Annotated in this window: 19 protein-coding genes; 7 read left to right on the forward strand and 12 right to left on the reverse strand. The window is 72.4% G+C overall.

Annotation, left to right across the window (positions count from 1 at the left end; all coding sequences use genetic code 11):
- Nucleotides 1-10: 10 nt before the first annotated feature.
- The 6 genes from ccsB to hemL form a co-directional block, all read right to left on the reverse strand.
- Complete coding sequence (gene ccsB, locus IQ279_RS24615) at nt 11-1,132, reverse strand: c-type cytochrome biogenesis protein CcsB (RefSeq protein ID WP_206351536.1); 1,122 nt, start codon at nt 1,130-1,132, stop codon at nt 11-13.
- Nucleotides 1,133-1,137: 5 nt separating this feature from the next.
- On the reverse strand, nt 1,138-2,973 hold the full coding sequence (resB, locus tag IQ279_RS24620; RefSeq protein ID WP_206351509.1) for a cytochrome c biogenesis protein ResB: 1,836 nt from the start codon (nt 2,971-2,973) through the stop codon (nt 1,138-1,140).
- Between the two features lies 1 nt (nt 2,974).
- A complete protein-coding gene (locus IQ279_RS24625; protein WP_206351510.1) occupies nt 2,975-3,739 on the reverse strand; it encodes a cytochrome c biogenesis CcdA family protein in 765 nt (254 codons plus the stop codon).
- A gap of 5 nt (nt 3,740-3,744) precedes the next feature.
- On the reverse strand, nt 3,745-4,362 hold the full coding sequence (locus IQ279_RS24630) for a TlpA family protein disulfide reductase (RefSeq protein WP_206351511.1): 618 nt from the start codon (nt 4,360-4,362) through the stop codon (nt 3,745-3,747).
- A 232-nt stretch (nt 4,363-4,594) separates the two neighbouring features.
- Entirely contained in the window at nt 4,595-5,251 is a 657-nt protein-coding gene (locus IQ279_RS24635; protein ID WP_241028695.1) for a histidine phosphatase family protein, read from the reverse strand.
- A gap of 146 nt (nt 5,252-5,397) precedes the next feature.
- Nucleotides 5,398-6,729, reverse strand: coding sequence for a glutamate-1-semialdehyde 2,1-aminomutase (gene hemL / locus IQ279_RS24640; protein ID WP_206351512.1), 1,332 nt, complete (start codon nt 6,727-6,729; stop codon nt 5,398-5,400).
- 127 nt (nt 6,730-6,856) lie between these two features.
- Between hemL and IQ279_RS24645 the strand changes: the two genes are divergently transcribed.
- The 3 genes from IQ279_RS24645 (at nt 6,857) to IQ279_RS24655 (ending at nt 8,718) form a co-directional block, all read left to right on the forward strand.
- The gene (locus tag IQ279_RS24645; RefSeq protein WP_206351538.1) at nt 6,857-7,477 is read left to right on the forward strand and encodes a hypothetical protein; all 621 of its coding nucleotides are present in this window, start codon (nt 6,857-6,859) and stop codon (nt 7,475-7,477) included.
- Between the two features lie 58 nt (nt 7,478-7,535).
- Nucleotides 7,536-7,871 carry a YnfA family protein gene (locus tag IQ279_RS24650; RefSeq protein WP_101256365.1) on the forward strand — a complete coding sequence of 112 codons (336 nt, stop codon included), beginning with the start codon at nt 7,536-7,538 and terminating at the stop codon, nt 7,869-7,871.
- 67 nt (nt 7,872-7,938) lie between these two features.
- Nucleotides 7,939-8,718 (forward strand): SDR family NAD(P)-dependent oxidoreductase, encoded by a 780-nt coding sequence (locus IQ279_RS24655; RefSeq protein ID WP_206351513.1) that lies wholly within the window; start codon nt 7,939-7,941, stop codon nt 8,716-8,718.
- 76 nt (nt 8,719-8,794) lie between these two features.
- On the opposite strand, the gene argS is transcribed toward IQ279_RS24655, so the two are convergent.
- Complete coding sequence (argS, locus tag IQ279_RS24660; RefSeq protein WP_206351514.1) at nt 8,795-10,570, reverse strand: arginine--tRNA ligase; 1,776 nt, start codon at nt 10,568-10,570, stop codon at nt 8,795-8,797.
- Nucleotides 10,571-10,749: 179 nt separating this feature from the next.
- Between argS and lysS the strand changes: the two genes are divergently transcribed.
- On the forward strand, nt 10,750-12,498 hold the full coding sequence (gene lysS / locus IQ279_RS24665; RefSeq protein WP_307792521.1) for a lysine--tRNA ligase: 1,749 nt from the start codon (nt 10,750-10,752) through the stop codon (nt 12,496-12,498).
- An 81-nt stretch (nt 12,499-12,579) separates the two neighbouring features.
- Here the strand turns inward: lysS and IQ279_RS24670 are convergent, their stop codons facing one another.
- A complete protein-coding gene (locus IQ279_RS24670) occupies nt 12,580-13,347 on the reverse strand; it encodes an SDR family NAD(P)-dependent oxidoreductase (protein WP_206351516.1) in 768 nt (255 codons plus the stop codon).
- Nucleotides 13,348-13,422: 75 nt separating this feature from the next.
- Here IQ279_RS24670 and IQ279_RS24675 point away from each other — a divergent pair, with 75 nt between their 5' ends.
- Nucleotides 13,423-14,031, forward strand: coding sequence for a TetR/AcrR family transcriptional regulator (locus IQ279_RS24675; protein ID WP_206351517.1), 609 nt, complete (start codon nt 13,423-13,425; stop codon nt 14,029-14,031).
- A 94-nt stretch (nt 14,032-14,125) separates the two neighbouring features.
- Here the strand turns inward: IQ279_RS24675 and IQ279_RS24680 are convergent, their stop codons facing one another.
- The 3 genes from IQ279_RS24680 to IQ279_RS24690 form a co-directional block, all read right to left on the reverse strand.
- Nucleotides 14,126-15,532, reverse strand: a complete 1,407-nt coding sequence (locus tag IQ279_RS24680) for a DUF2637 domain-containing protein (protein ID WP_206351539.1) — start codon at nt 15,530-15,532, stop codon at nt 14,126-14,128.
- A 179-nt stretch (nt 15,533-15,711) separates the two neighbouring features.
- Nucleotides 15,712-16,401 (reverse strand): DUF3558 family protein, encoded by a 690-nt coding sequence (locus tag IQ279_RS24685; RefSeq protein WP_206351518.1) that lies wholly within the window; start codon nt 16,399-16,401, stop codon nt 15,712-15,714.
- Nucleotides 16,402-16,586: 185 nt separating this feature from the next.
- Nucleotides 16,587-17,531, reverse strand: coding sequence for a hypothetical protein (locus IQ279_RS24690; protein WP_307792522.1), 945 nt, complete (start codon nt 17,529-17,531; stop codon nt 16,587-16,589).
- 267 nt (nt 17,532-17,798) lie between these two features.
- Here IQ279_RS24690 and IQ279_RS24695 point away from each other — a divergent pair, with 267 nt between their 5' ends.
- Both IQ279_RS24695 and IQ279_RS24700 read left to right on the forward strand, forming a co-directional pair.
- Nucleotides 17,799-18,992 (forward strand): RtcB family protein, encoded by a 1,194-nt coding sequence (locus IQ279_RS24695; RefSeq protein WP_206351520.1) that lies wholly within the window; start codon nt 17,799-17,801, stop codon nt 18,990-18,992.
- Between the two features lie 116 nt (nt 18,993-19,108).
- Entirely contained in the window at nt 19,109-19,699 is a 591-nt protein-coding gene (locus IQ279_RS24700) for a Uma2 family endonuclease (protein WP_206351521.1), read from the forward strand.
- Between the two features lie 46 nt (nt 19,700-19,745).
- Here the strand turns inward: IQ279_RS24700 and hemB are convergent, their stop codons facing one another.
- Complete coding sequence (gene hemB, locus IQ279_RS24705; RefSeq protein WP_206351540.1) at nt 19,746-20,714, reverse strand: porphobilinogen synthase; 969 nt, start codon at nt 20,712-20,714, stop codon at nt 19,746-19,748.
- Nucleotides 20,715-20,719: the final 5 nt, after the last annotated feature.

Here is a 20,719-nt window from a genome sequence, read left to right on the forward strand (position 1 = left end):
GCCGGGGCGGTCACACCCCACCGTAGGAGTGCAGGCCCTCGAAGAAGATGTTGACGCCGTAGTAGTTGAACAGGAAGCACAGGAAGGCGATCAGCGCCAGGTACGCCGCCTTGCGCCCCTTCCAGCCCGCCGTGGCGCGGGCGTGCAGGTAGGCCGCGTAGCCGACCCAGGTGATGAAGGACCAGGTCTCCTTGGGGTCCCAGCCCCAGTAGCGGCCCCAGGCGTTCTCGGCCCAGATGGCGCCCGCGATGATGGTGAAGGTCCAGAACGGGAAGACGGCGGCGTTGATGCGGTAGGCGAAGCCGTCCAGCGACGCGGAGCTGGGCAGCCGCTCCAGCACGGAGGTGGCGAAGGCGCCCGGCCGGCCGCCGGCCTCCAGCTTGGCCTCGTGGCGGTCCCGGAACAGGTACAGCAGCGTGGAGACCGCGCCGAGGTAGAACAGCGCGCCGCACACGATGGCCAGCGAGACGTGGATCCACATCCAGTACGAGTCGAGCGCCGGGACGAGCTGGTCGCTCTCGGTGTAGAAGACCACGATGGCCAGGCCCAGGTCGAGCAGCACGGTGGTGACCAGCGGCAGCCCGATCCAGCGGATGTCCTTCTTCGCCACCAGGAAGGCCAGGTAGGCGCCGACGACGACCATCGAGAAGGCCGTCGAGAACTCGTACATGTTGCCCCAGGGGGCGCGTTGCACCGACAGGGCGCGGGTGAGCACCGCGGCGAAGTGCAGCAGGAAGGCCAGCACGGTGAGCGAGACGGCGATCCGGCCGTACAGGTCGCCCCGCTCGTCCCCGCCGGCCGCGCCCGGACCGTCCGGCACACCGGCCCGGCGGCCCGGGGCCGAGCGGGTGACGACCCTGGGGCGCTCCAGCACCTCGGTGCCGCCGGAGGTGCGCACGGTGACGGAGACCTTGTCCGCGCCCTTGCCCGCGGCGGCGGTCCGGGCGTCCCCGGACCTCCCGGCGCCCTGGGCGGTCAGCGCGGCGGCGGTGCGGGCCACCTTGCTGCGGCTGCCGAACACCCACTCCACGATGTGCGCGACGAAGGCCAGGGCGTACACGGCCATCGCCGACTTGATCAGCAGGTTGCTGAACTCGGCGAGGCTCTCGTTCGCTGCGACGGCGATGTCCACTGGGTTCACTCGTTCTCTCCTCGTGACGAGGGGCCGGCGTCCTCGGTGGCAGCCGGTACGTCTTCTGTGCTCCCCCCGGTGTCCCGGCCGGAGCTCCGGCCGGTGTCCCCGCCGGGGGCAGGGTCCTCCCCGTCCGGATCCGCCCCGTCCGGATCCGCAGCGGGCGGAGCGTCGTCCTGGAGGGCGAAGGCCAGGTCGCCCAGCTCCTCGGGGAGCCGCGCGGACTCGCTGCGGCCCAGCCCGGCCATCTCCACCACGGTGACACCGTCCGCGCCGCGCCGGGCGCGGACCCACACCCTGCGGCGGCGGATGAACAGCGAGCCGGCCAGGCCGAGCACGGCGGCGGTGGCACCGGCCAGCGCCCAGCCCTCCCCGGGTTCCTGGGAGACCTGGAAGCTGGCCCACTGCTCGACGCGGTCGAACGTCAGCGTGCCCGCGCCGTCCGGCAGCTCCACCGACTCGCCGGGGCGCAGATCGGCCCGGAACAGGTCGCCGTCCTCGGCCTTGAACTGCTCCATCTTGTCGGTGTCGAGCTGGTAGACGTTCTGCGGGAGCCCGGCGTCGACGCCCAGGTCGCCGTGGAAGGCGTTGAGGGAGAGCACCGGGTAGTCCAGCTCGGGGAAGGTGGAGTGCGGCCCGCGCTCGGCGTCGATCCCGTAGGTGGGCGTGAAGATGCCCTGGAAGCCGAGCTGCTCCTTCTCGCCGTCCTTGTCGCGGTAGTCGGTGACCTTGATGACGCCCGTGGAGGTCAGGCCCAGGCTCTCCTGCGGCAGGAACGGCACCGGGCCCCGGTAGGCCATCTTCCCCTGCCCGTCGGTGACGGTGACGACCGGCGCGTAGCCGTGGCCGACCAGGAAGACCTTGGAGTCGCCGACCTTCAGCGGGTGGTTGACCTCGATGGAGGTCTTCTTCTCCGCGCCGTCGGCGCCCTCCCAGTACGAGACGTCGGCGCGGAAGGTGCGCGCGGTGCCGCGCTGCGGGCCGGTGCGCTCGAAGGAGGCGTGGAACTCCTCCAGCGTGAAGCCGAAGACGTCCAGGTCCTCGGTGTCGTACAGCGACCCGGAGGTGAAGTCGTCGTAGTGGACGAGCGTGTTGGAGAACCCGTCGCCCTCCACGATGAGCTTGCCGCCCTCGGAGTTCCACAGCTGCCCGGCCGCGAAGGCGATCAGCATCACGATCAGCGAGACGTGGAAGACGAGGTTCCCGGCCTCGCGCAGATAGCCCTTCTCGGCGGCGACCGATCCCCCCGGACCGGACCCGTCCGGACCGGGGGGATCGGTCGGGGAGGTGCGGAAGCGGCGCCCCTTCAGCAGTATGCGCGCCGCCCGGAGCACCCGCTCCGGTTCGGCGTCGGTGCGCCAGGTGGTGTGGGCGGGCATCCCGGTCAGCCGGCGCGGCGCGCGCGGCGGACGGGAGCGGAGCTGGCCGATGAACTGCCAGCTGCGCGGGAGGATGCAGCCGATGAGCGAGACGAACAGCAGGATGTAGATCGCGGAGAACCACACCGAGCTGTAGACGTCGAAGAGCTGGAGTCTGTCGTAGACCTCCGCCAGCGTCCCGTTGCGCTCCTTGAAGTTCCGCACGGCGAAGACGTTCGCGCCGTTCTGCGGGATCAGCGAGCCGGGGACGGCGGCGAGCGAGAGCAGGAAGAGCAGGATCAGCGCGACCCGCATCGAGGTGAGCTGCCGCCAGAACCAGCGGGCCCAGCCCACCGGTCCCAGCGCGGGGACGTCGACCGACGAGTCCTCGCGGGGGGCGGTGGAGATCCGGCCGCCCGCCTCCTGCTCCTCGGCACCGGCCCGGGTGTTCTCGAGGGCTTTCCCGACATCTGCTGTGGGCATCTCAGATCCCTACGGTGAAGCTGTTGGTCCAGGTGCGCATTTCGGTCAGCAGCAGGTCCCACGCCCCGGTGAGCATCAGGACCCCCAGCGCGACCAGCATCCCCCCGCCGATCCGCATGACCCACACATAGTGCCGCTTGACCACGCTGAAGGCGCCGATCGCCCGCCGGAAGGCCACCGCCGTCAGTATCAGCGGCAGGCCCAGGCCCAGGCAGTAGGCGACCGTCAGCAGTGCTCCCCGCCCCGCGCTCGCCTCGCTGAGCGCCAGTGTGTTGACCGCGGCCAGCGTGGGCCCCAGGCACGGGGTCCAGCCGACGCCGAAGAGCACACCGAGCACGGGGGCGCCCGCCAGGCCCACGGCCGGTCTGCGGTGGAAGCGGAACTCGCGCTGCCCGACCCCCCTGAGCAGTCCGGCGAAGAGCAGGCCCATCGCGATCAGGAACACGCCCAGGATCCGGGTGATCGTCTCCTGGTACTCCAGGAGCGTCTGGCCGAAGTACCCGAAGAGGGCACCGCCCGAGACGAAGACCGCTGTGAAGCCCGCGACGAACAGGGAGGCGCCGAGCACCATCCGCCCTCTGCGCGCCTCGGCCAGGTCGGCGCCGCCGATGCCCGTGACGTAGGAGAGGTAGCCGGGGACGAGCGGCAGGACGCAGGGGGAGAAGAACGACACCAGCCCGCCCAGCAGGGCGATGGGGATCGCCAGGAGCAGACCGCCGGTCAGGACGGTCTCGTAGATCCCCGTCCCGGAGGCGAGGTGGGGCATCCGTCTCACTTCTCCTTGATCAGGGGCTCGATCATGGAGCGGAGCTCCTCCTCGCCGAGCGGCTTCAGGGCCCGGGCCGCGATCCTCCCCTCCCGGTCGAGGACGAGGGTGGAGGGGATGGCCTGCGGGTTGAGGCTGCCCTTGGGGAAGCGCAGCAGGAGCTTGCCGGAGGGGTCGTAGAGGCTGGGGTAGGGCACCTCGTACTCGTCCTCGAAGCGCTGGGCCGGGACCCGGTCGAGGTCCCGGGTGTTGATCCCGACGAACCGCACCCCCTGGTCCTCGGTCTCGGCCGCCACCTTCACCAGGTGCGGCATCTCGGCGCGGCAGGGCGGGCACCACGAGCCCCAGACGTTGAGGACCACGACATCGCCCCGGTAGTCGGCGACGTCCAGCCGCTCCCCGTCCACCGTCTCGCCGGAGAGCTCGGGGGCGGGCTTGCGGTCGGCCGGCTCCACCTCGGTGACCGCGCCCGTCCCGTCCACGTAGTTCTTGCCGGATCCGCCGCTCTGCTCCTGGCCGCCGCCCGCGCCGCAGCCCGACAGGATCAGTGCGCAGGCAGCCGCGGCGGTGACGGCCGCGGACAGCCGGGAGCGGCCTGGGGAGCCGGTAGCGCGAAGAAACATGTGAAAAGTTTCCCATGCGCCTCGCACCGGCGTTCCCCCGCCCCCGCCAAAAGGCCCCACCGGTCGATAACCCGACAACTCCCCCCGCCGGGGTGTGACTTGAGTCACCCCGAACGGCGATCACCGGGCGGTCCCCGGGCGGCCGCGGCCGGCTGTGACCGGCCCGGTCGGCTCCGGCGCCGCCGTCTCGCGGGAGGTCGCGGGGCTTCGGCGCCGGAGCCGGCCGGGCCGGTCAGGCGCCGAAGCCGGGCCCCTTGCCGGCCTGCCCCCTGGCCGGCTTCGCCCCGGCCCTCAGATGCGGCGGCACCAGATCGCGGGCCGGCTCGCTGTAGCCGACCGAGACGATCCGGTCGCCGACGAAGGTGAAGGTGGTCAGCGACGCCAGGGTGCACTGCCGCCTGCGCGGGTCGTGCCACAGCCGGCGGCGTTCGACGAAGCTGCGCACCGTCCAGATCGGCAGCTGGTGGCTGACGCACAGCGCCTCGTGGCCGCGCGCGGCGTCCCGGGCGGCCTCCAGCGCCGCCATCATCCGCACCACCTGGTCGATGTACGGCTCGCCCCACGACGGGCGGAAGGGGTTGCGCAGGTGCGGCCAGTTCGCGACCCGCCGCAGGGCTCCGTCCCCGACGCCGAAGGTCTTGCCCTGGAAGATGTTCTCCGCCTCGATCAGCCGCTCGTCGCCGGCCACGTCCAGGCCGTGGGCCTTGGCGATCGGCGAGGCGGTCTCCTGGGCGCGCTCCAGCGGGGAGGCGACGACATGGGTGATGTCGCGCCCGGCCAGATGCTCGGCGACCCGCTCGGCCATGCGGCGGCCCAGATCGGAGAGGTGGTAGCCGGGCAGGCGCCCGTAGAGGATCCCCTTGGGGTTCTCCACCTCGCCGTGCCGCATCAGGTGGACGACGGTGCGCCTGCCGCCGCCGTGCTGCTCGCGCTCCCCCGCCGTCCCGGCGGGGAGCGCCACGTCCGCGGGGTCCGTCATGCCCGCGGGGTCCGCCGACTCCGCCGGGTTCGGGACGCTCCCGTTCGGCTCGCCGGTCATGCCCCCTCCTCCGCGGCGGTGGCCCGCGCGGCGGCGCGCGCGGCCGGCGGCAGGGCGGCGGCGATCCGCTCGACGGCCCGGTCGTCGTGGGCGGTGGAGACGAACCAGGACTCGAAGGCCGAGGGCGGCAGGTAGACGCCCCGGGCCAGCATCTCGTGGAAGAAGGCGGTGAAGCGGAACGACTCCTGGCGCCTGGCCGCGTCGTAGTCCGCCACGTCCTCGCCGGTGAAGAAGACAGAGAACATGTTGCCCGCGCTCTGCAGCCGGTGCGCCACGCCCTCCTCGGCCAGCGCCTCGGTGACCAGCGCGCGGATCTCGGCGGAGACGGCGTCCAGGCGCTCGTACGCCGCGTCGTCCAGCAGGCGGAGCTGGGCGAGGCCGGCGGCGGTGGCGACCGGGTTCCCGGACAGGGTGCCGGCCTGGTAGACGGGGCCGGCGGGGGCGAGGTGGGCCATCACGTCGGCCCGGCCGCCGAAGGCAGCGGCCGGGAAGCCGCCGCCCATCACCTTGCCGAAGGTCATCAGGTCCGGCGCGACGCCGTCCAGGCCGTACCAGCCGGCCTTCGAGACGCGGAATCCGGTCATCACCTCGTCCGAGACGTACAGCGCGCCGTTCTCCTCGCACAGACGCTTGAGCCCGGCGTTGAAGCCGTCGCGCGGCGGCACGACGCCCATGTTGCCCGGCGACGCCTCGGTGATCACGCACGCGATCTCGCCGGGGTGCGCGGCGAAGGCGGCGGCGACCGAGTCCAGATCGTTGTACGGCAGCACCAGCGTGTCCCCGGCCTGCGCGCCCGTCACGCCGGGGGTGTCGGGCAGGGCGAAGGTCGCCACGCCCGAGCCGGCGGCGGCCAGCAGCGCGTCGACGTGTCCGTGGTAGCAGCCGGCGAACTTGACCACCTTGGCCCGCCCGGTGAAACCGCGCGCCAGGCGGATCGCGGACATCGTGGCCTCGGTGCCGGAGGAGACCAGCCGCACCTGGTCGACGGGGGCGATGCGGGCGACGATCTCCTCGGCCAGCTCGACCTCGCCCTCGCCGGGCGTGCCGAAGGACGTGCCGCGCCCGACCGCCGCGCGAACCGCCTCGACCACGGCGGGGTGGGCGTGCCCGAGGACCATCGGGCCCCAGGAGCACACGAGGTCCACGTACTCACGGCCGTCGGCGTCGGTGAGGTACGGACCGGCACCGGACACCATGAAGCGGGGCGTACCGCCCACGGCGCGGAAGGCGCGCACCGGAGAATTCACGCCTCCGGGCGTCACGGCGGCGGCACGGTCGTACAGCGACTGCGATACTGGGGCATCGTACGGATAGCTCACGCAAGCCATGGTCTCAGAGCCTCGCGCGCATGTGCGGCCGGGCGTTTCACAGCCCGCCAGAAGGGGAGGTCTCTGAAAGTCTTTGGAGACGATGATCTGGTTGCGCGGCGGGGGCCGCAAGTGGTCGGGTGGTGACATGCAGCGCGGTGGCGGACTGGGCGAGGGCACGGGGGACCTGGGCCGGGGACCCAGACGGGCGCGGGGGCGCCACCGGCGGGACCGCGACGCGAGAGCGGTGAGCGAGACCGCCGAGGCCGGGGCCGGCCAGACCGGGACGGCCGGGGCCGAGGGCACGGAGACGAGGAGCAGCAAGGGTGGCCGGGTGGGGGTGACCTACAAGTACTTCGGCGCGCCGGACGGCGCCACAGCCGCCCGTGTGCCCATCACGATGCGCCCGGACGAGCTCGGCGGGGACGAGCTGGGCCACGGCATGTTCACCAGGATCAAGCCGGAGACGATGGCCGCCATGGTCCTCACCGGCATCGAGGGGGTCCCGCTGCACAAGGTGCCCCCGCTGGAACTGGTCGTCCTCCACTCCGACTACGCGGTGGTCAGGCTCCCCATGACGGTCGTCGACCCGCTGCGCGGCATCGGGGAGGAGTCGGTGGGCGCCGCCGCCTTCATCTGGTCCACCGTCCCTGACCGGGGCGGCCCGCGCGACGCCTTCGACGTCTACCGGCTCCTGCACGAGTGGCAGGACTTCAGCCACCGGCTCCACGAGGCCGGCCACCAGCCGTACTGCCTGGTCTGGCCCTGAGACTCCCCTGAACGATCCCCGGGGGCCGGTGCCGGCACCGGCCCCCTACGCTCCCGGTATGTCCGTCGCGCGCTCCGTCCTGCTGTTCGCCCTGGCCGCCCTCCTGGAAATCGGCGGTGCCTGGCTGGTGTGGCAGGGGGTGCGCGAGCACCGGGGCTGGGCGTGGATCGGCGCCGGGGTGATCGCGCTGGGCGCCTACGGCTTCGTCGCCACCTTCCAGCCGGACGCGAACTTCGGCCGGGTGCTGGCGGCGTACGGCGGGGTCTTCGTCGCCGGATCCCTGACCTGGGGCATGGTCGTGGACGGTTTCCGGCCGGACCGCTGGGACGTCGCGGGGGCACTGGTCTGCCTGGCCGGGGTCGCGCTGATCATGTACGCGCCGCGGGGCGGATGAAACCGGCCGCCTATCCTTCGAGGCGGTCCGCCCCCGGAAACGTCCACCACCCCGCGAGGAGCCCTCCATGCCCCTGCCCGCCGAGCAGCAGCCCACCGCCGTCGTCACCGGCGCGAGCAGCGGTATCGGCGCCGCCGCCGCACGCCGGCTGGCCGCCGCCGGGTACCGCACCGTGCTCACCGCCCGCCGCGCCGACCGCGTGGAGGAGCTCGCCGCCGAGCTGAACGCCGACGGGCACCGGGCCGAGGCGCACCCCCTGGACGTCACCGACCGCGCCGCCGTGGACGCCTTCGCCTCCCGGCTCGGCCCCCTCGCCCCCGGCAGCGTGCTGGTCAACAACGCCGGCGGCGCCCTGGGCCTGGACCCCGTGGCCACCGCCGACCCCGCCGACTGGCGGTCGATGTACGAGGTCAACGTGCTGGGCACGCTCCATGTGACGCAGGCCCTGCTCCCGGCCCTGACCGCCTCCGGCGAGGGCACCGTGCTGGTGCTCTCCTCCACCGCCGGCCACGGCACCTACGAGGGCGGGGCCGGCTACGTCGCCTCCAAGCACGGCGCCCACGTCCTGGCCGAGACCCTCCGCCTGGAGCTGTGCGGACAGCCGGTGCGCGTCATCGAGATCGCGCCCGGCATGGTGCGCACCGAGGAGTTCTCCCTCACCCGCTTCCGCGGCGACGCCGGGAAGGCGGCGAAGGTCTACGAGGGCGTCGCCGAGCCGCTGACCGCCGAGGACGTGGCCGACACCGTCGTCTGGGCCGTCACCCGGCCCCCGCACGTCAACGTCGACCTGCTGGTCGTCCGCCCCCGCGCCCAGGCGTCCAACACCAAGGTGCACCGCGAGCGCTGAGCCCCCGGACGCGCGGGAACGTCCGGGCGCCCACTCCGCCTCCGCGGGGCGGGCGCCCGGATGCGGTCCGTACGCCTCAGAGCCGCTCGGGGGTGCGGATGCCCAGCAGCCCCATGCCCTGCCGCAGGGTGCGGGCCGTCAGGTCACACAGGAAGAGCCTGTTCTCCCTGACCGCCTCCGACTCCGCCCGGATCACCGGGCACTGGTCGTAGAACGTCGTGTAGAGCGAGGCCAGCTGGTAGAGGTAGGCGGCCAGCTTGTGCGGCTCGTACGTCTCGGCCACGCCCGCCAGTGTCTCGGCGAACTCGTCCAGGTGCAGACCCAGCGCCCGCTCGGCCGGGGCCAGTTCGACCTCCGGGTGCGCGGCGGGCCGCGCGTCGCCGGCCTTGCGCAGGATCGACTGGATCCGGGCGTAGGCGTACTGGAGGTAGACACTGGTGTCGCCGTTGAGCGAGACCATCCGGTCCAGGTCGAAGACGTAGTCGCGCGACATGGACGTCGACAGGTCGGCGTACTTCACCGCGCCGATGCCCACCTGGGCACCGCGCTCGGCGATCTCCTCCTCCGTCAGCCCCAGGCCGCCCTGCTCCGCCTTCTCCCGCACCACGGCCGTGGCCCGCTCGACGGCCTCGTCCAGCAGGTCCACCAGCCGGACCGTCTCGCCCTCACGGGTCTTGAACGGCTTGCCGTCCTTGCCCAGCACCGTGCCGAAGGCGAGCTGCCGCGCCGCGCCCTCGGGCAGCCAGCCGACCCGGCGCGCGGTCTCGAAGACCATCTTGAAGTGCAGCGCCTGCCGGGCGTCCACCACGTACAGCAGGGTGTCGGCGCCCAGCTTCCCGACCCGGTCGCGGATGGCGGCCAGGTCGGTGGCGGCGTAGCCGAAACCGCCGTTGGACTTCTGCACGATCAGCGGGACGGGCTTGCCGTCGGGGCCCTTGACGTCGTCGAAGAACACGCACAGCGCGCCGTCGGAGCGGACCGCGACGCCGCTGTCCTCCAGCTCCTTCACGACCTGCTGGAGGTCGTCGTTGTAGGCGCTCTCGCCGACCACGTCCGCGTCGCGGACCTCCACGTCGAGCTGGTCGTAGACCGCGTGGAAGTAGATCATCGACTCGCCGACGATCCTCCGCCACATCTCCAGCGTGGCCCGGTCGCCGCTCTGCAGGAGCACCACCCGGTCGCGGGCGCGCGCCTTGAACTCCTCGTCGGAGTCGAACAGCGCCCGGGCCGCCTTGTAGAGCCGGTTCAGCCGGGACATCGCCGCCTCGCCGGAGCCGCCGGCCTCCTCGCCGGAGGCATGGTCCAGCTCGTGCGGGTGCTCGACCAGGTACTGGATGAGCATGCCGAACTGCGTGCCCCAGTCCCCGATGTGGTGCCGCCGGACCACCTTCTCGCCCCGGTGCTCCAGGATCTGCACGATCGCGTCGCCGATCACCGTCGAGCGCAGGTGCCCGACGTGCATCTCCTTGGCCACGTTGGGCTGCGAGTAGTCGATGACGGTGGTACCCGGCCGCTCCGCGTACGGCACGCCCAGCCGCTCGTCGGCCGCCCGCGCCGCCAGCGTCCGCACGATCGCGGCGTCGGAGACGGTGATGTTGAGGAAGCCCGGTCCGGAGACCTCGATGCCGGCGATCTCGTCCGTCTCCGGCAGCGCGGCGACCACACCGCCGGCCAGCTCGCGCGGGTTGCCCCCCAGCTTCTTGGCCAGCGCCAGCATCCCGTTGGCCTGGAAGTCCGCCCGGTCGCTGCGTCGCAGCAGCGGGTCTGCCGACGCGGCCTCCGGCAGGGCTGCCGAGAGGGCGTCCGCGACGCGCTGGTGGACGGTTGCGGCAAGGGAGGGGACCGAGGCCATGAAGGAGTGCCGTTCCTCTGAGTGGGGTTTACCGGATCGGTCCAGTATCCCACGCGGCCCACCGCCGGGGCGCGTGCGTTTGTCACGGGCACGCGGCCCGTACCGCGTCTGAAACAATGGAGCCGTCATCTTGGACACCGCAGCTTGGACACCACAGCCAGGAAAGGGACGTGCCGACCGTGGCTCAGAGCACAGAGGCCGACTGGGTCTCCCGCATCGCGGACGAGGTCATCGCCGAGGCGGAGCGCCGCGCCCCCGGCAAACCGGTCGTCTGCGCCTCGGGCCTGAGCCCCTCCGGCCCCATCCACCTGGGCAACCTCCGCGAGGTCATGGTGCCGCACCTCGTCGCCGACGAGATCAAGCGGCGCGGCGTGCCCTGCGAGCACATCCTGTCCTGGGACGACTACGACCGCTTCCGCAAGGTCCCGGCGGGCATCGAGGGCGTCGACGCCTCGTGGTCGGAGCACATCGGCAAGCCGCTCACCGCGGTGCCCGCGCCTCCCGGCAGCGAGCACTCCAGCTGGGCCGAGCACTTCAGGGCCGCCATGGTGCGGGCGCTGGACGAGCTGGGCGTCGAGGTGCGCGGCATCAGCCAGACGCAGATGTACACCTCCGGCGCGTACGGCGAGCAGATCCTCTTCGCCATGCGCGAGCGCGCCCGCATCGACGCCGTCCTGGACCGCTACCGCACCAAGGTCGCGCCCGAGAGCGCCGGCAAGGCCCCGAAGAAGCAGGGCGGGCCGAAGGGCGCCGAGATGTCCGCGGCGGAGGTCGAGGCCGCCGAGGGCTCGGGCGCCGCGGGCGAGGACGACGGCAGCACGGGCGACGCCGGGTACTTCCCGTACAAGCCGTACTGCTCCGTCTGCGACCGCGACCTGACGACGATCACCGCGTACGACGACGAGAGCACCCGGCTGACGTACGTGTGCCGGTGCGGCCACGAGGAGACGGTGCTGCTGTCGGAGCACCGCCGCGGCAAGCTGGTCTGGAAGGTCGACTGGCCGATGCGCTGGGCGTACGAGGGCGTGGTCTTCGAGCCCTCCGGCGTGGACCACCAGTCCCCCGGCTCCTCCTACGTCGTCGGCGGGCAGCTGGTGCGGGAGATCTTCGGCGGCGAGCAGCCGATCGGCCCGATGTACGCCTTCGTCGGCATCAGCGGCATGGCGAAGATGTCCAGTTCCAAGGGCGGGGTGCCCACCCCGCTCGACGCGCTGGAGATCATGGAGGCTCCGCTGCTGCGCTGGCTGTACGCCCGCCGCCGCCCCAACCAGTCCTTCAAGATCGCCTTCGACCAGGAGATCCAGCGGCTCTACGACGAGTGGGACGCCCTGGAGCGCAAGGTCGCCGACGGCTCCGCGCAGCCCGCGGACACCGCCGCGTACCGCCGTGCCACCACCACGGCCGGCGGAGAACTGCCCCGCACCCCGCATCCGCTGCCGTACCGCACGCTGGCGTCGGTGGCGGACATCACCACCGGGGACGAGGCGCAGACGCTGCGCATCCTGGGCGAGCTGGACCCGGACAACCCGGTGGGCTCCCTGGACGAGACGCGTCCGCGCCTGGACTGCGCGCAGCGCTGGATCAGCACCCACGTACCGGCCGAGCAGCGCACCCGGGTGCGCGAGGAGCCGGACGCCGAGCTGCTGGCCTCGCTCGACGACGACGCGCGCGAGTCGCTGCGGCTGCTGCTGGACGGCCTGGACGACCACTGGTCGCTGGACGGGCTGACCACGCTGGTCTACGGCGTGCCCAAGGTCCGGGCGGGCCTGACGCCGGAGGCCAGGCCGACGCCGGAGCTGAAGGTGGCCCAGCGCGCCTTCTTCGCACTGCTGTACAGGCTGCTGGTGGGCCGCGACACCGGCCCGCGGCTGCCCACGCTGCTGCTGGCCGTCGGCGCGGACCGGGTCCGCAAGCTGCTGGGCGCCTGACGCCGGCGCCCCGCCGTGCCGCGGCCCCGGCACTCCTCGTGAGTGCCAAGGCCGCGGCACGGCGCGTTCCGGCGGGGGTGGTCACAGCTGGGATCCTCCGGTCGCGTCGACGACCTGGCCGGTGACCCAGCGGGCGTCGTCCGATGCCAGGAAGGCCACCACGTCAGCCACATCCTCGGGGCGGCCCACCCTGCCGAGCGCCGAGAGCTCCGCCGCCGACCGTTCGGCGTCCTCGTCGCCCCGCAGCCAGGCGGCGTTCATGTCGGTGTCGACGATGCCCGGCGCCACGGAGTTGACGGTGACGCCCCGGCCGCCGAGGGCCTTGGCGAGGGTGAGGGTGAAGGTGTCGACCGCGCCCTTGGTCATGCTGTAGGCGATGATGTCGGTCAGCGCGATGCGCGTCGCCCCGGACGAGACGTTGATGATCCGGCCGCCGTCCCGCAGCCGCTTGAGCCCCTGTTGGACCAGGAAGAACGGGGCACGGACGTTGACGGCGAAGACCTCCTCGAACGCCTCGGGCGTGGTCTCCTCGATCTGCCCCCGCGGGGTGATGCCCGCGTTGTTCACGAGGATGTCCAGGCCGCTGCGGTCGCCGTGGTCGAGGACCACGCGGTCGAACTCCGACCACAGGGTCTCCACGTCTCCGCGCACACCCAGTTCGGCGCGCACCGCGAACGCCGCACCCCCCGCCGCGCGGACGGCCGCCACGGTCTCCTGTGCCGCGGTCCCGTTCCGTCCGTAGTGCACGGCCACCAGGGCGCCCTCCCGGGCGAGCCGTTCGGCCGTCGCCCGGCCGATCCCGCGGCTGCCACCGGTCACCAGAGCCGTCTTTCCGTTCAGCGAGCCCATGGCCACTCCCATTCCGTAGCGATGACTACATAAAAGATACAGCAATTACATAGCGACCGATGTAGAATTCATGCCATGACGCCACGCGTGAGAGGACGCCCGAGGAGCTTCGACCGGGAAGCCGCGCTCGCCCGGGCCACCCTGCTGTTCTGGAAGTACGGCTACGAAGGGACCTCCATCGCCGACCTGACCAGGGAGATGGGCGTCTCGCCGCCGAGCCTGTACGCGGCCTTCGGCGACAAACGCACGCTCTTCTCCGAGGTCGTCGAGCGGTACGGGGAAACCTTCGGGGCTTTCATGGGCAGGGCCCTGGACGAGGAGGACGACACGCGCGCCGCGTTCGCACGGATGCTCCGCGAGGCGGCGGCGTCCTACACCGACCCCGCGCACCCGGCCGGCTGTCTGGTCATCTCGGCGGCCGTCAACTACTCGCCGCAGACCGCCGACGTCGAACGGGCCCTGCGCGACCGGCGGGTGGCGAACGTCCGCGTCTTCGAGGAACGGCTGGCCGACGCCGGAGGACGGGGCGAGCTGCCCGCCGGAGTCGACGCGCACACGCTCGCCCACTACTTCGCCGCGGTCGTCCAGGGACTGTCCCAGCAGGCCCGGGACGGGGCGACCGCCGGAGAGCTGGAGCGGGTGGCCGGGCTGGCCATGTCGGTCTGGCCCGCCCCGGCCCGCTAGAAGACCCGCGAGAAGACCTGAGCCGCCTTCCTCCACCCCCCGGCCCCCCGGCCCGGGGCTCCCTGCCGGGCGGGGGCGCGGCCCGGGCGAGCGGTCAGCCTCCCAGGCCCGTCCGGTATCGGTCCTTGAACTCGTGCACGTAGGGGCGGAGGTAGGACTCGCTGAGGGGGCCGCCGTTGGCGTCCTTGATGCCCTCGTTCAGGAGCGTCAGAGCGAGCTGGTGGGGGTTGGGGAAGTCACTCTTCTCCACGATGTACTTGTGGTAGGCCCGGTAGTAGGCGTCCTCGCGGGGCATCCCGTCCGGTATGCCGACGGGCTCGTCGGCGACTTCCGCCTCCGCTTCCGGCCGGGCCGTGTACTGCCCCGGCACGGAAACGGAGCGGCCGTTCGACGGGGCCCCTCCCAGTGGACGGTGAGGCCCATCCGGATTGGCCGGGTCCCTCGGGATCGTGAGCCCGGCGGCGGGGGCCTCCTCCGACGCGGTCCGGTTCCGGGGCACCGTCTCCCGCGCCGAAGCGGCTTCTTCCGCCGGTGCGGCCTGCACATAGGTGACCGCCTCCCGCGTGGAGGGCACCGGCCCGTGCGCGACCTCCCTCACCGCGGCCCCTCTTTCCTCGGCGGTCCGCCAGGACGGCGGAAGCAGTTCGTGCCGCTCCTGTCCGGCCGCCTCCGCGACCGGGGCTCCGCCCGGCCCGGAGCCGGGCGCGGGCGCCCGCTCGGTGGACGTCCCCGCGGGGAGCGCCTCGGCAGCGGCGGCCTTCCCGCCCGTGACCGCAGCCTTCCCGCCCGTGACCGCAGCCTTCCCGCCCGTGGCGGGCAGTGCCTGCGGGTCGATGCCGGCGGCGGCCAGCCCGGCCGGGCCGGTCTCCGCCAGCGGCACCCCGTACCGCGCCAGCCGCAGCGGCATCAGCGCCTCCACCGGCGCCCGTCGCTTCCAGGCGCGCCCGTAGCGCGCCCGCAGCCGCGCCTCGTAGATCAGGCGGTCCTGCTCCATGCGGATGACCTGGTCGTAGGAGCGCAGCTCCCACAGCTTCATCCGGCGCCACAGCCGGAAGGTGGAGGGGAAGGCCAGCAGCCAGCGCGAGAGCCGAACGCCCTCCATGTGCTTGTCGGCGGTGATGTCGGCGATCCGGCCGACCGCGTGCCGCGCGGCCTCGACCGCGACGACGAACAGGACCGGGATCACCGCGTGCATCCCGACCCCCAGCGGGTCGGGCCAGGCGGCGGCGCCGTTGAAGGCGATGGTGGCGGCCGTCAGCAGCCAGGCGGTCTGCCGCAGCATCGGGAAGGGGATGCGGATCCAGGTCAGCAGCAGGTCCAGGGCGAGCAGTACCACGATCCCGGCGTCGATGCCGATGGGGAAGAACGGCGCGAAGCCGCCGAAGCCCTTCTGCTCGGCGAGGTCGCGGACGGCGGCGTACGATCCGGCGAAGCCGATCGCCGCGATCACCACCGCCCCGGCGACGACCACGCCGATGAGTATTCGGTGAGTGCGTGTCAGGTCCACTGCTGCGTCCTCGCGAGATCGTCGTCGGTCGTCGGCGCCGGTGCCCGCCGCCCGGCCGGACGGCGGGAGGGGCGGCGAGAGGGACGGCGGAAGGGGCGGGGAGCCGGAGGTCCCCGAGGGGAAGACAGGGTACGCGCGGTGGGTGACGGGACCGAGGGGTCCGGCCCGGTTACCTACTTGACGGCCTTGACGGCCTCCTTCGCCGCCTTCTCCGCGTTCTCGCGGATGTCCTCGGCCTTCGGCGTCTTGCCGGTCTCGAAGCCGGCGCCCTCGTAGTCCACGGTCACCACGACGTTGCCGGTGATGGCGACGACCCGCTGCTCGCGGTACTCCTCGGTCTTCTTGCCGTCCTTGCGCTCGGTCTCGAAGGCTATGGAGGTCGCCTGGTCGCCGACCCCGTCGAGCGGGGTGTCCTTGACCTTCTCGTTCTCCTCGTCCTTCGAGACGGCGGCCACCTGCTGGCCGGCGTACTCGGCGGCCCGCTCGCTGCCGCTGCCGAGCGTCACGTCGGAGTCGAACCGCTTGAGGGAGACGGTGAGCGCCCGGTACTGGTAGTCGTCCAGACCGCTCCACAGACAGGTGCCGTAGCCGTCGGCGTCCTTGGAGCCGAGGTTCTTGCCCTTCTTCTTCGCCTCGGGGACCACATCGCCGACCGTGTCCCCCGAGAGGGTCTTGCAGGGGTCGGGCAGGGTGGTGAACTTCACCGGCGCCGGGGTCGGGGACGCGCTGGAGGCGGAGGCACTGGGCGAGGGCTTGGCGGAGTCGTCGCCACCGGAGTCGGAGGAGCAGCCCGCGACCAGCAGCATGGGCACGGCGGCGCAGGCGAGGGTGCGGACGGCGGTGCGCGTGGCGTTACGGTGCATGGTTCCTTCGCTTCCGGATGTGCTGGGCGCCGGGCGCGCCCTGTCGGACGGCACGACGGTACGCCGATCGGGCGATGACACCGCAGCAGCCTAGAGCGGGCTCGGGCCCCACCGGGCGGCGCCGGGGCCGGGTGTGTCCGTCGTCTCAGTCGCGGCGGGGCGCGGGACGGGCACGCGAACGGGCTTCAGTCCTGGAACTCCCCGGCGAGCCGGCCGGCCAGCTTCAGTGCCTTCTCCTGGAGTTCGGCGCTGTCGGGCAGCCTGCGCTTGTCCGTCACCCACTGCTCGTACTCGACGGTGACGATGACGTTCCCGGTGCGGAAGACCAGGGTGATGTCGCGGTGGACACCCGAGTCCGCGGTGACCAGCTCGTCGTCGATGTACGCGGCGTCACCGACGTTCTCCAGGGGGCGCGGGGCCAGTGCCGCCGCCGCGCTGGGAGCAGGCTGCGGGACGGCCGTCTCGGGCTCGCCGCCGCCGTCCCGGGCGCCGTCCTCACCGGCACCGTCGCCGTCGTCGCCGACCCCGTCGTCGCCGCCGCTTTCGGCGGGCTCGCCGCTCTCCTCCGATGCCTCGCCGGCGTCCCCGCCGTCCCCGGCCCCGTCTTTGTCCGTCTCCTCGCCGGAGCCGGGGGACTCCTCGTCCGAAGGCGGCGAGCTGGGGATGCCCGCCTCCAGCACCATGTCCTCGTACAGGCGCACCGCCCGCTCGTCGTCGCTGACGGCGGGGTCGTAGGACACGACCCTCTCGAAGTCCACCAGGAGGTGGCGGCTGCCCATGCCGGTGGAGCTCTTCCAGCGGCAGCCGACCCGGCGGTCGTCGTCGTAGGTGACAGTCTGCTCGCCCTCGTACGCCGCCGGGGTCTCGTCACCGCCCTCCGCGCCGTCCTCGGGGGAGGCGTTCCCGGCGCCCGGCAGCATCGCCTTCAGAAGGCCGGTGTCGACCGCGCCGCAGGGCTCGGGCAGATCTCGGTAGGTGCCGGGCGGAGCCGTGGCGGCGGCGGTGCCGACCGTGCCGGGCTTGCTGTCGGCCGCGGCGCCGCCCGTGCCGGAACCGCCGGTGCAGCCGACGGTCCCGACGGCCAGCGCGGCGACGAGCGCCACGCCGGTGGCGTATGCCTTCCGCTGCACTGCCCAACTCCTCATGTACGCGCGAACACTCGAAAACACGTTGCCGTCATACGACCACAACAGAACACAATGTCTATCGCACGGTGGCCGTCACGCGCGCCGCGGGACCCTTGCTCATCGGCGCATATGCAGCAATACGTCCGTCTTCCGTGTGTGGACGTACCCGGATCGCGCACGATCCGTACGCGATTCGCACGCATGCGGCAGGGCGTGCCCGCACTTCTTCGCCAGGCCTTCGCCAGATCTTCGTCAGGGGGATGAACGAACATGTCGTACACCGAGGTTCCCGGGGCACGGGTGCCGATCCGGATGTGGGCCGATCCCTCCGGCGTCGAGGACGGTGCGATGCGGCAGCTGCGCAACACCTCGACGCTCCCGTGGATCAGGGGCCTGGCGGTCATGCCCGACGTCCACTACGGCAAGGGGGCCACCGTCGGCTCGGTCATCGCCATGGAGGGCGCGGTCTGCCCGGCGGCGGTCGGTGTGGACATCGGCTGCGGCATGTCGGCGGTGCGGACCTCCCTGACCGCGAACGACCTGCCCGGCGACCTCTCCCGGCTGCGCTCGCGCATCGAGCAGGCCATCCCGGTCGGCTTCGGCATGCACGACGACCCCGTCGACCCGGGATCCCTGCACGACGCCCCCGCGTCCGGCTGGGACGGCTTCTGGTCCCGCTTCGACGGCATCACCGAGGCCGTCCACTTCCGCCGGGAGCGGGCCACCCGGCAGATGGGGACGCTCGGCGGCGGCAACCACTTCGTCGAGGTCTGCCTGGACGAGGACGGCGCCGTCTGGCTGATGCTCCACTCCGGCTCCCGCAACATCGGCAACGAGCTGGCCGAGTACCACATCGGCGTGGCCCGCGGGCTCCCCCACAACCAGGACCTGATCGACCGCGACCTGGCCGTCTTCGTCGCCGGCACCCCGCAGATGGAGGCGTACCGCAACGACCTGTTCTGGGCGCAGGAGTACGCCAGGCGCAACCGGGCGGTCATGATGGGCCTGCTCAAGGGCGTGATCCGCAAGGAGTTCAGGAAGGCGGCCCCCTCCTTCGAGCAGGTCATCTCCTGCCACCACAACTACGTGGCCGAGGAGCGCTACGACGGCATGGACCTGCTGGTCACCCGGAAGGGAGCCATCCGCGCGGGCGGCGGCGAGTACGGCATCATCCCCGGCTCGATGGGCACCGGCTCCTACATCGTGCGCGGCCTGGGCAACGCGGCCTCCTTCAACTCCGCCTCCCACGGCGCGGGGCGGCGGATGAGCCGCAACGCGGCGAAGAAGCGGTTCACCGCGCGGGACCTGGAGGAACAGACGCGCGGGGTGGAGTGCCGCAAGGACTCCGGCGTCGTCGACGAGATCCCGGCCGCGTACAAGCCGATCGAGCAGGTCGTCGAGCGTCAGCGCGATCTGGTCGAGGTGGTCGCGAAGCTGCGGCAGGTCGTCTGCGTCAAGGGATGACGCGTCCGCGCGGTACGGCCGGCGGTACGGCTCCGGTCCCGGGCGTAACCGGTGGCCCGGACGTATCGTTGTACCGCGCGGCCGCGCATCCCGGCGCGGCGGGGAGGAGCGTCACCGTGACCGTCGAGCTGACCGACAGGATCGAGATGGCCGAGTCCGACGAGACCACCTTGGACGAACTCTTCGAGCGTCTGGAGCGGATGCCCGTCCCCGAGGGATACAAGGTCGAGATCGTCGAGGGGTCGGTCTACATGACACCGCAGCGCTGGACGCACTGGAAGATCATCCGGAAGGTCCTGCGGCAGTTGGAGGACCAGTTCGGCCTGGACGCGGAGATCGGCTCCGACGTCCGGATCGACTTCCCCGGCCACCTCAACGGCTTCGCCCCCGATCTGGTGAAGATCACCGAGGGTGCGGTGCCAGACGCGCGGGGGCACTACTCCTCCGGGGACGTCGAGCTGATCGTGGAGGTCCTCTCCCGCTCCACCGCCGCCAACGACCACGGTCCCAAGCTGAAGGCGTACGCCGCCGCCGGAGTCCCCGCCTATCTGGTCGTCGACCCGTACGGCGCCCGCTGCCACCTCCACACCCACCCCAAGGACGGCGGCTACGGCAGCGAGCTGACCGTCGACTTCGGCGAGCCCGTGAAGATCACCGAGACGTCCGTGGAGCTCACCATCACCACGGACGGCTTCCCCCGCGACTGAGCCCGGCCCCACGGGCCCGGCCCCGGGCACGCCCGGGGCCGGCGGCTCAGCGCAGCCGCCGGGCCGCCTCCGTCGCCCAGTAGGTCAGGATCATGTCCGCACCGGCCCGCCTGGCACCGGTGAGCGTCTCCATGATCGCCCGGTCCCTCTCGATCCAGCCGCGCTGCGCGGCGGCCTCGACCATCGCGTACTCGCCGGAGACCTGGTAGGCGGCCACGGGCACGTCCACCGCGTCCGCCACCCGGCGCAGCACGTCCAGATAGGGCAGCGCGGGCTTGACCATCACCATGTCCGCGCCCTCGGCGAGGTCGAGCGTCAGCTCGCGCATCGACTCCCGCGCGTTGGCCGGGTCCTGCTGGTAGGCCTTGCGGTCGCCCGTCAGCGAGGAGCCCACCGCCTCGCGGAAGGGGCCGAAGAACGCGGAGGCGTACTTGGCCGTGTACGCCAGCAGCGACACGTCCTGGTGGCCGGCCTCGTCCAGGGCTCGGCGGACGAAGGCGACCTGGCCGTCCATCATCCCGCTGGGGCCCAGCACGTGCGCACCCGCCTCGGCCTGGACGCACGCCATCTCGGCGTACCGCTCCAGCGTGGCGTCGTTGTCCACCCGGCCGCGCTCGTCCAGGACGCCGCAGTGGCCGTGGTCGGTGAACTCGTCAAGGCACAGGTCGGACATGACGACCAGGCCGTCCCCGACCTCCGCGCGCACATCGCGCAGCGCCACCTGGAGGATGCCCTCCGGATCCGTGCCGCAGGAGCCGGTGGCGTCCTTCTTACCCTCCTCGGGCACGCCGAAGATCATGATCCCGCCCACGCCCGCGGCCACGGCCTCGGCCGCCGCCTTGCGCAGGGTCTCGCGGGTGTGCTGGTACACGCCCGGCATCGAGGAGATCTCCACCGGCTCGGCGATGCCCTCCCGCAGGAAGACGGGCAGGATCAGATCGGCCGGGTGGAGCCGGTGCTCGGCGACCATCCGGCGCATCGCCGGGGTGGTGCGCAGCCGACGGGGGCGCACCACGGGGA

Origin of the sequence: Streptomyces verrucosisporus (assembly GCF_017114865.1) — a bacterium.
Lineage (GTDB): Bacteria > Actinomycetota > Actinomycetes > Streptomycetales > Streptomycetaceae > Streptomyces > Streptomyces fenghuangensis.

Coding starts and splice junctions, on each gene's coding strand:
- resB (WP_206351509.1), bottom strand. CDS start 2,973: ATGCCCACAGCAGATGTCGGGAAAGCCCTCGAGAACACCCGGGCCGGT.
- IQ279_RS24625 (WP_206351510.1), bottom strand. CDS start 3,739: ATGCCCCACCTCGCCTCCGGGACGGGGATCTACGAGACCGTCCTGACC.
- IQ279_RS24630 (WP_206351511.1), bottom strand. CDS start 4,362: ATGTTTCTTCGCGCTACCGGCTCCCCAGGCCGCTCCCGGCTGTCCGCG.
- IQ279_RS24635 (WP_241028695.1), bottom strand. CDS start 5,251: ATGCGGCACGGCGAGGTGGAGAACCCCAAGGGGATCCTCTACGGGCGC.
- hemL (WP_206351512.1), bottom strand. CDS start 6,729: ATGGCTTGCGTGAGCTATCCGTACGATGCCCCAGTATCGCAGTCGCTG.
- IQ279_RS24645 (WP_206351538.1), top strand. CDS start 6,857: ATGCAGCGCGGTGGCGGACTGGGCGAGGGCACGGGGGACCTGGGCCGG.
- IQ279_RS24650 (WP_101256365.1), top strand. CDS start 7,536: ATGTCCGTCGCGCGCTCCGTCCTGCTGTTCGCCCTGGCCGCCCTCCTG.
- IQ279_RS24655 (WP_206351513.1), top strand. CDS start 7,939: ATGCCCCTGCCCGCCGAGCAGCAGCCCACCGCCGTCGTCACCGGCGCG.
- argS (WP_206351514.1), bottom strand. CDS start 10,570: ATGGCCTCGGTCCCCTCCCTTGCCGCAACCGTCCACCAGCGCGTCGCG.
- IQ279_RS24670 (WP_206351516.1), bottom strand. CDS start 13,347: ATGGGCTCGCTGAACGGAAAGACGGCTCTGGTGACCGGTGGCAGCCGC.
- IQ279_RS24675 (WP_206351517.1), top strand. CDS start 13,423: ATGACGCCACGCGTGAGAGGACGCCCGAGGAGCTTCGACCGGGAAGCC.
- IQ279_RS24685 (WP_206351518.1), bottom strand. CDS start 16,401: ATGCACCGTAACGCCACGCGCACCGCCGTCCGCACCCTCGCCTGCGCC.
- IQ279_RS24695 (WP_206351520.1), top strand. CDS start 17,799: ATGTCGTACACCGAGGTTCCCGGGGCACGGGTGCCGATCCGGATGTGG.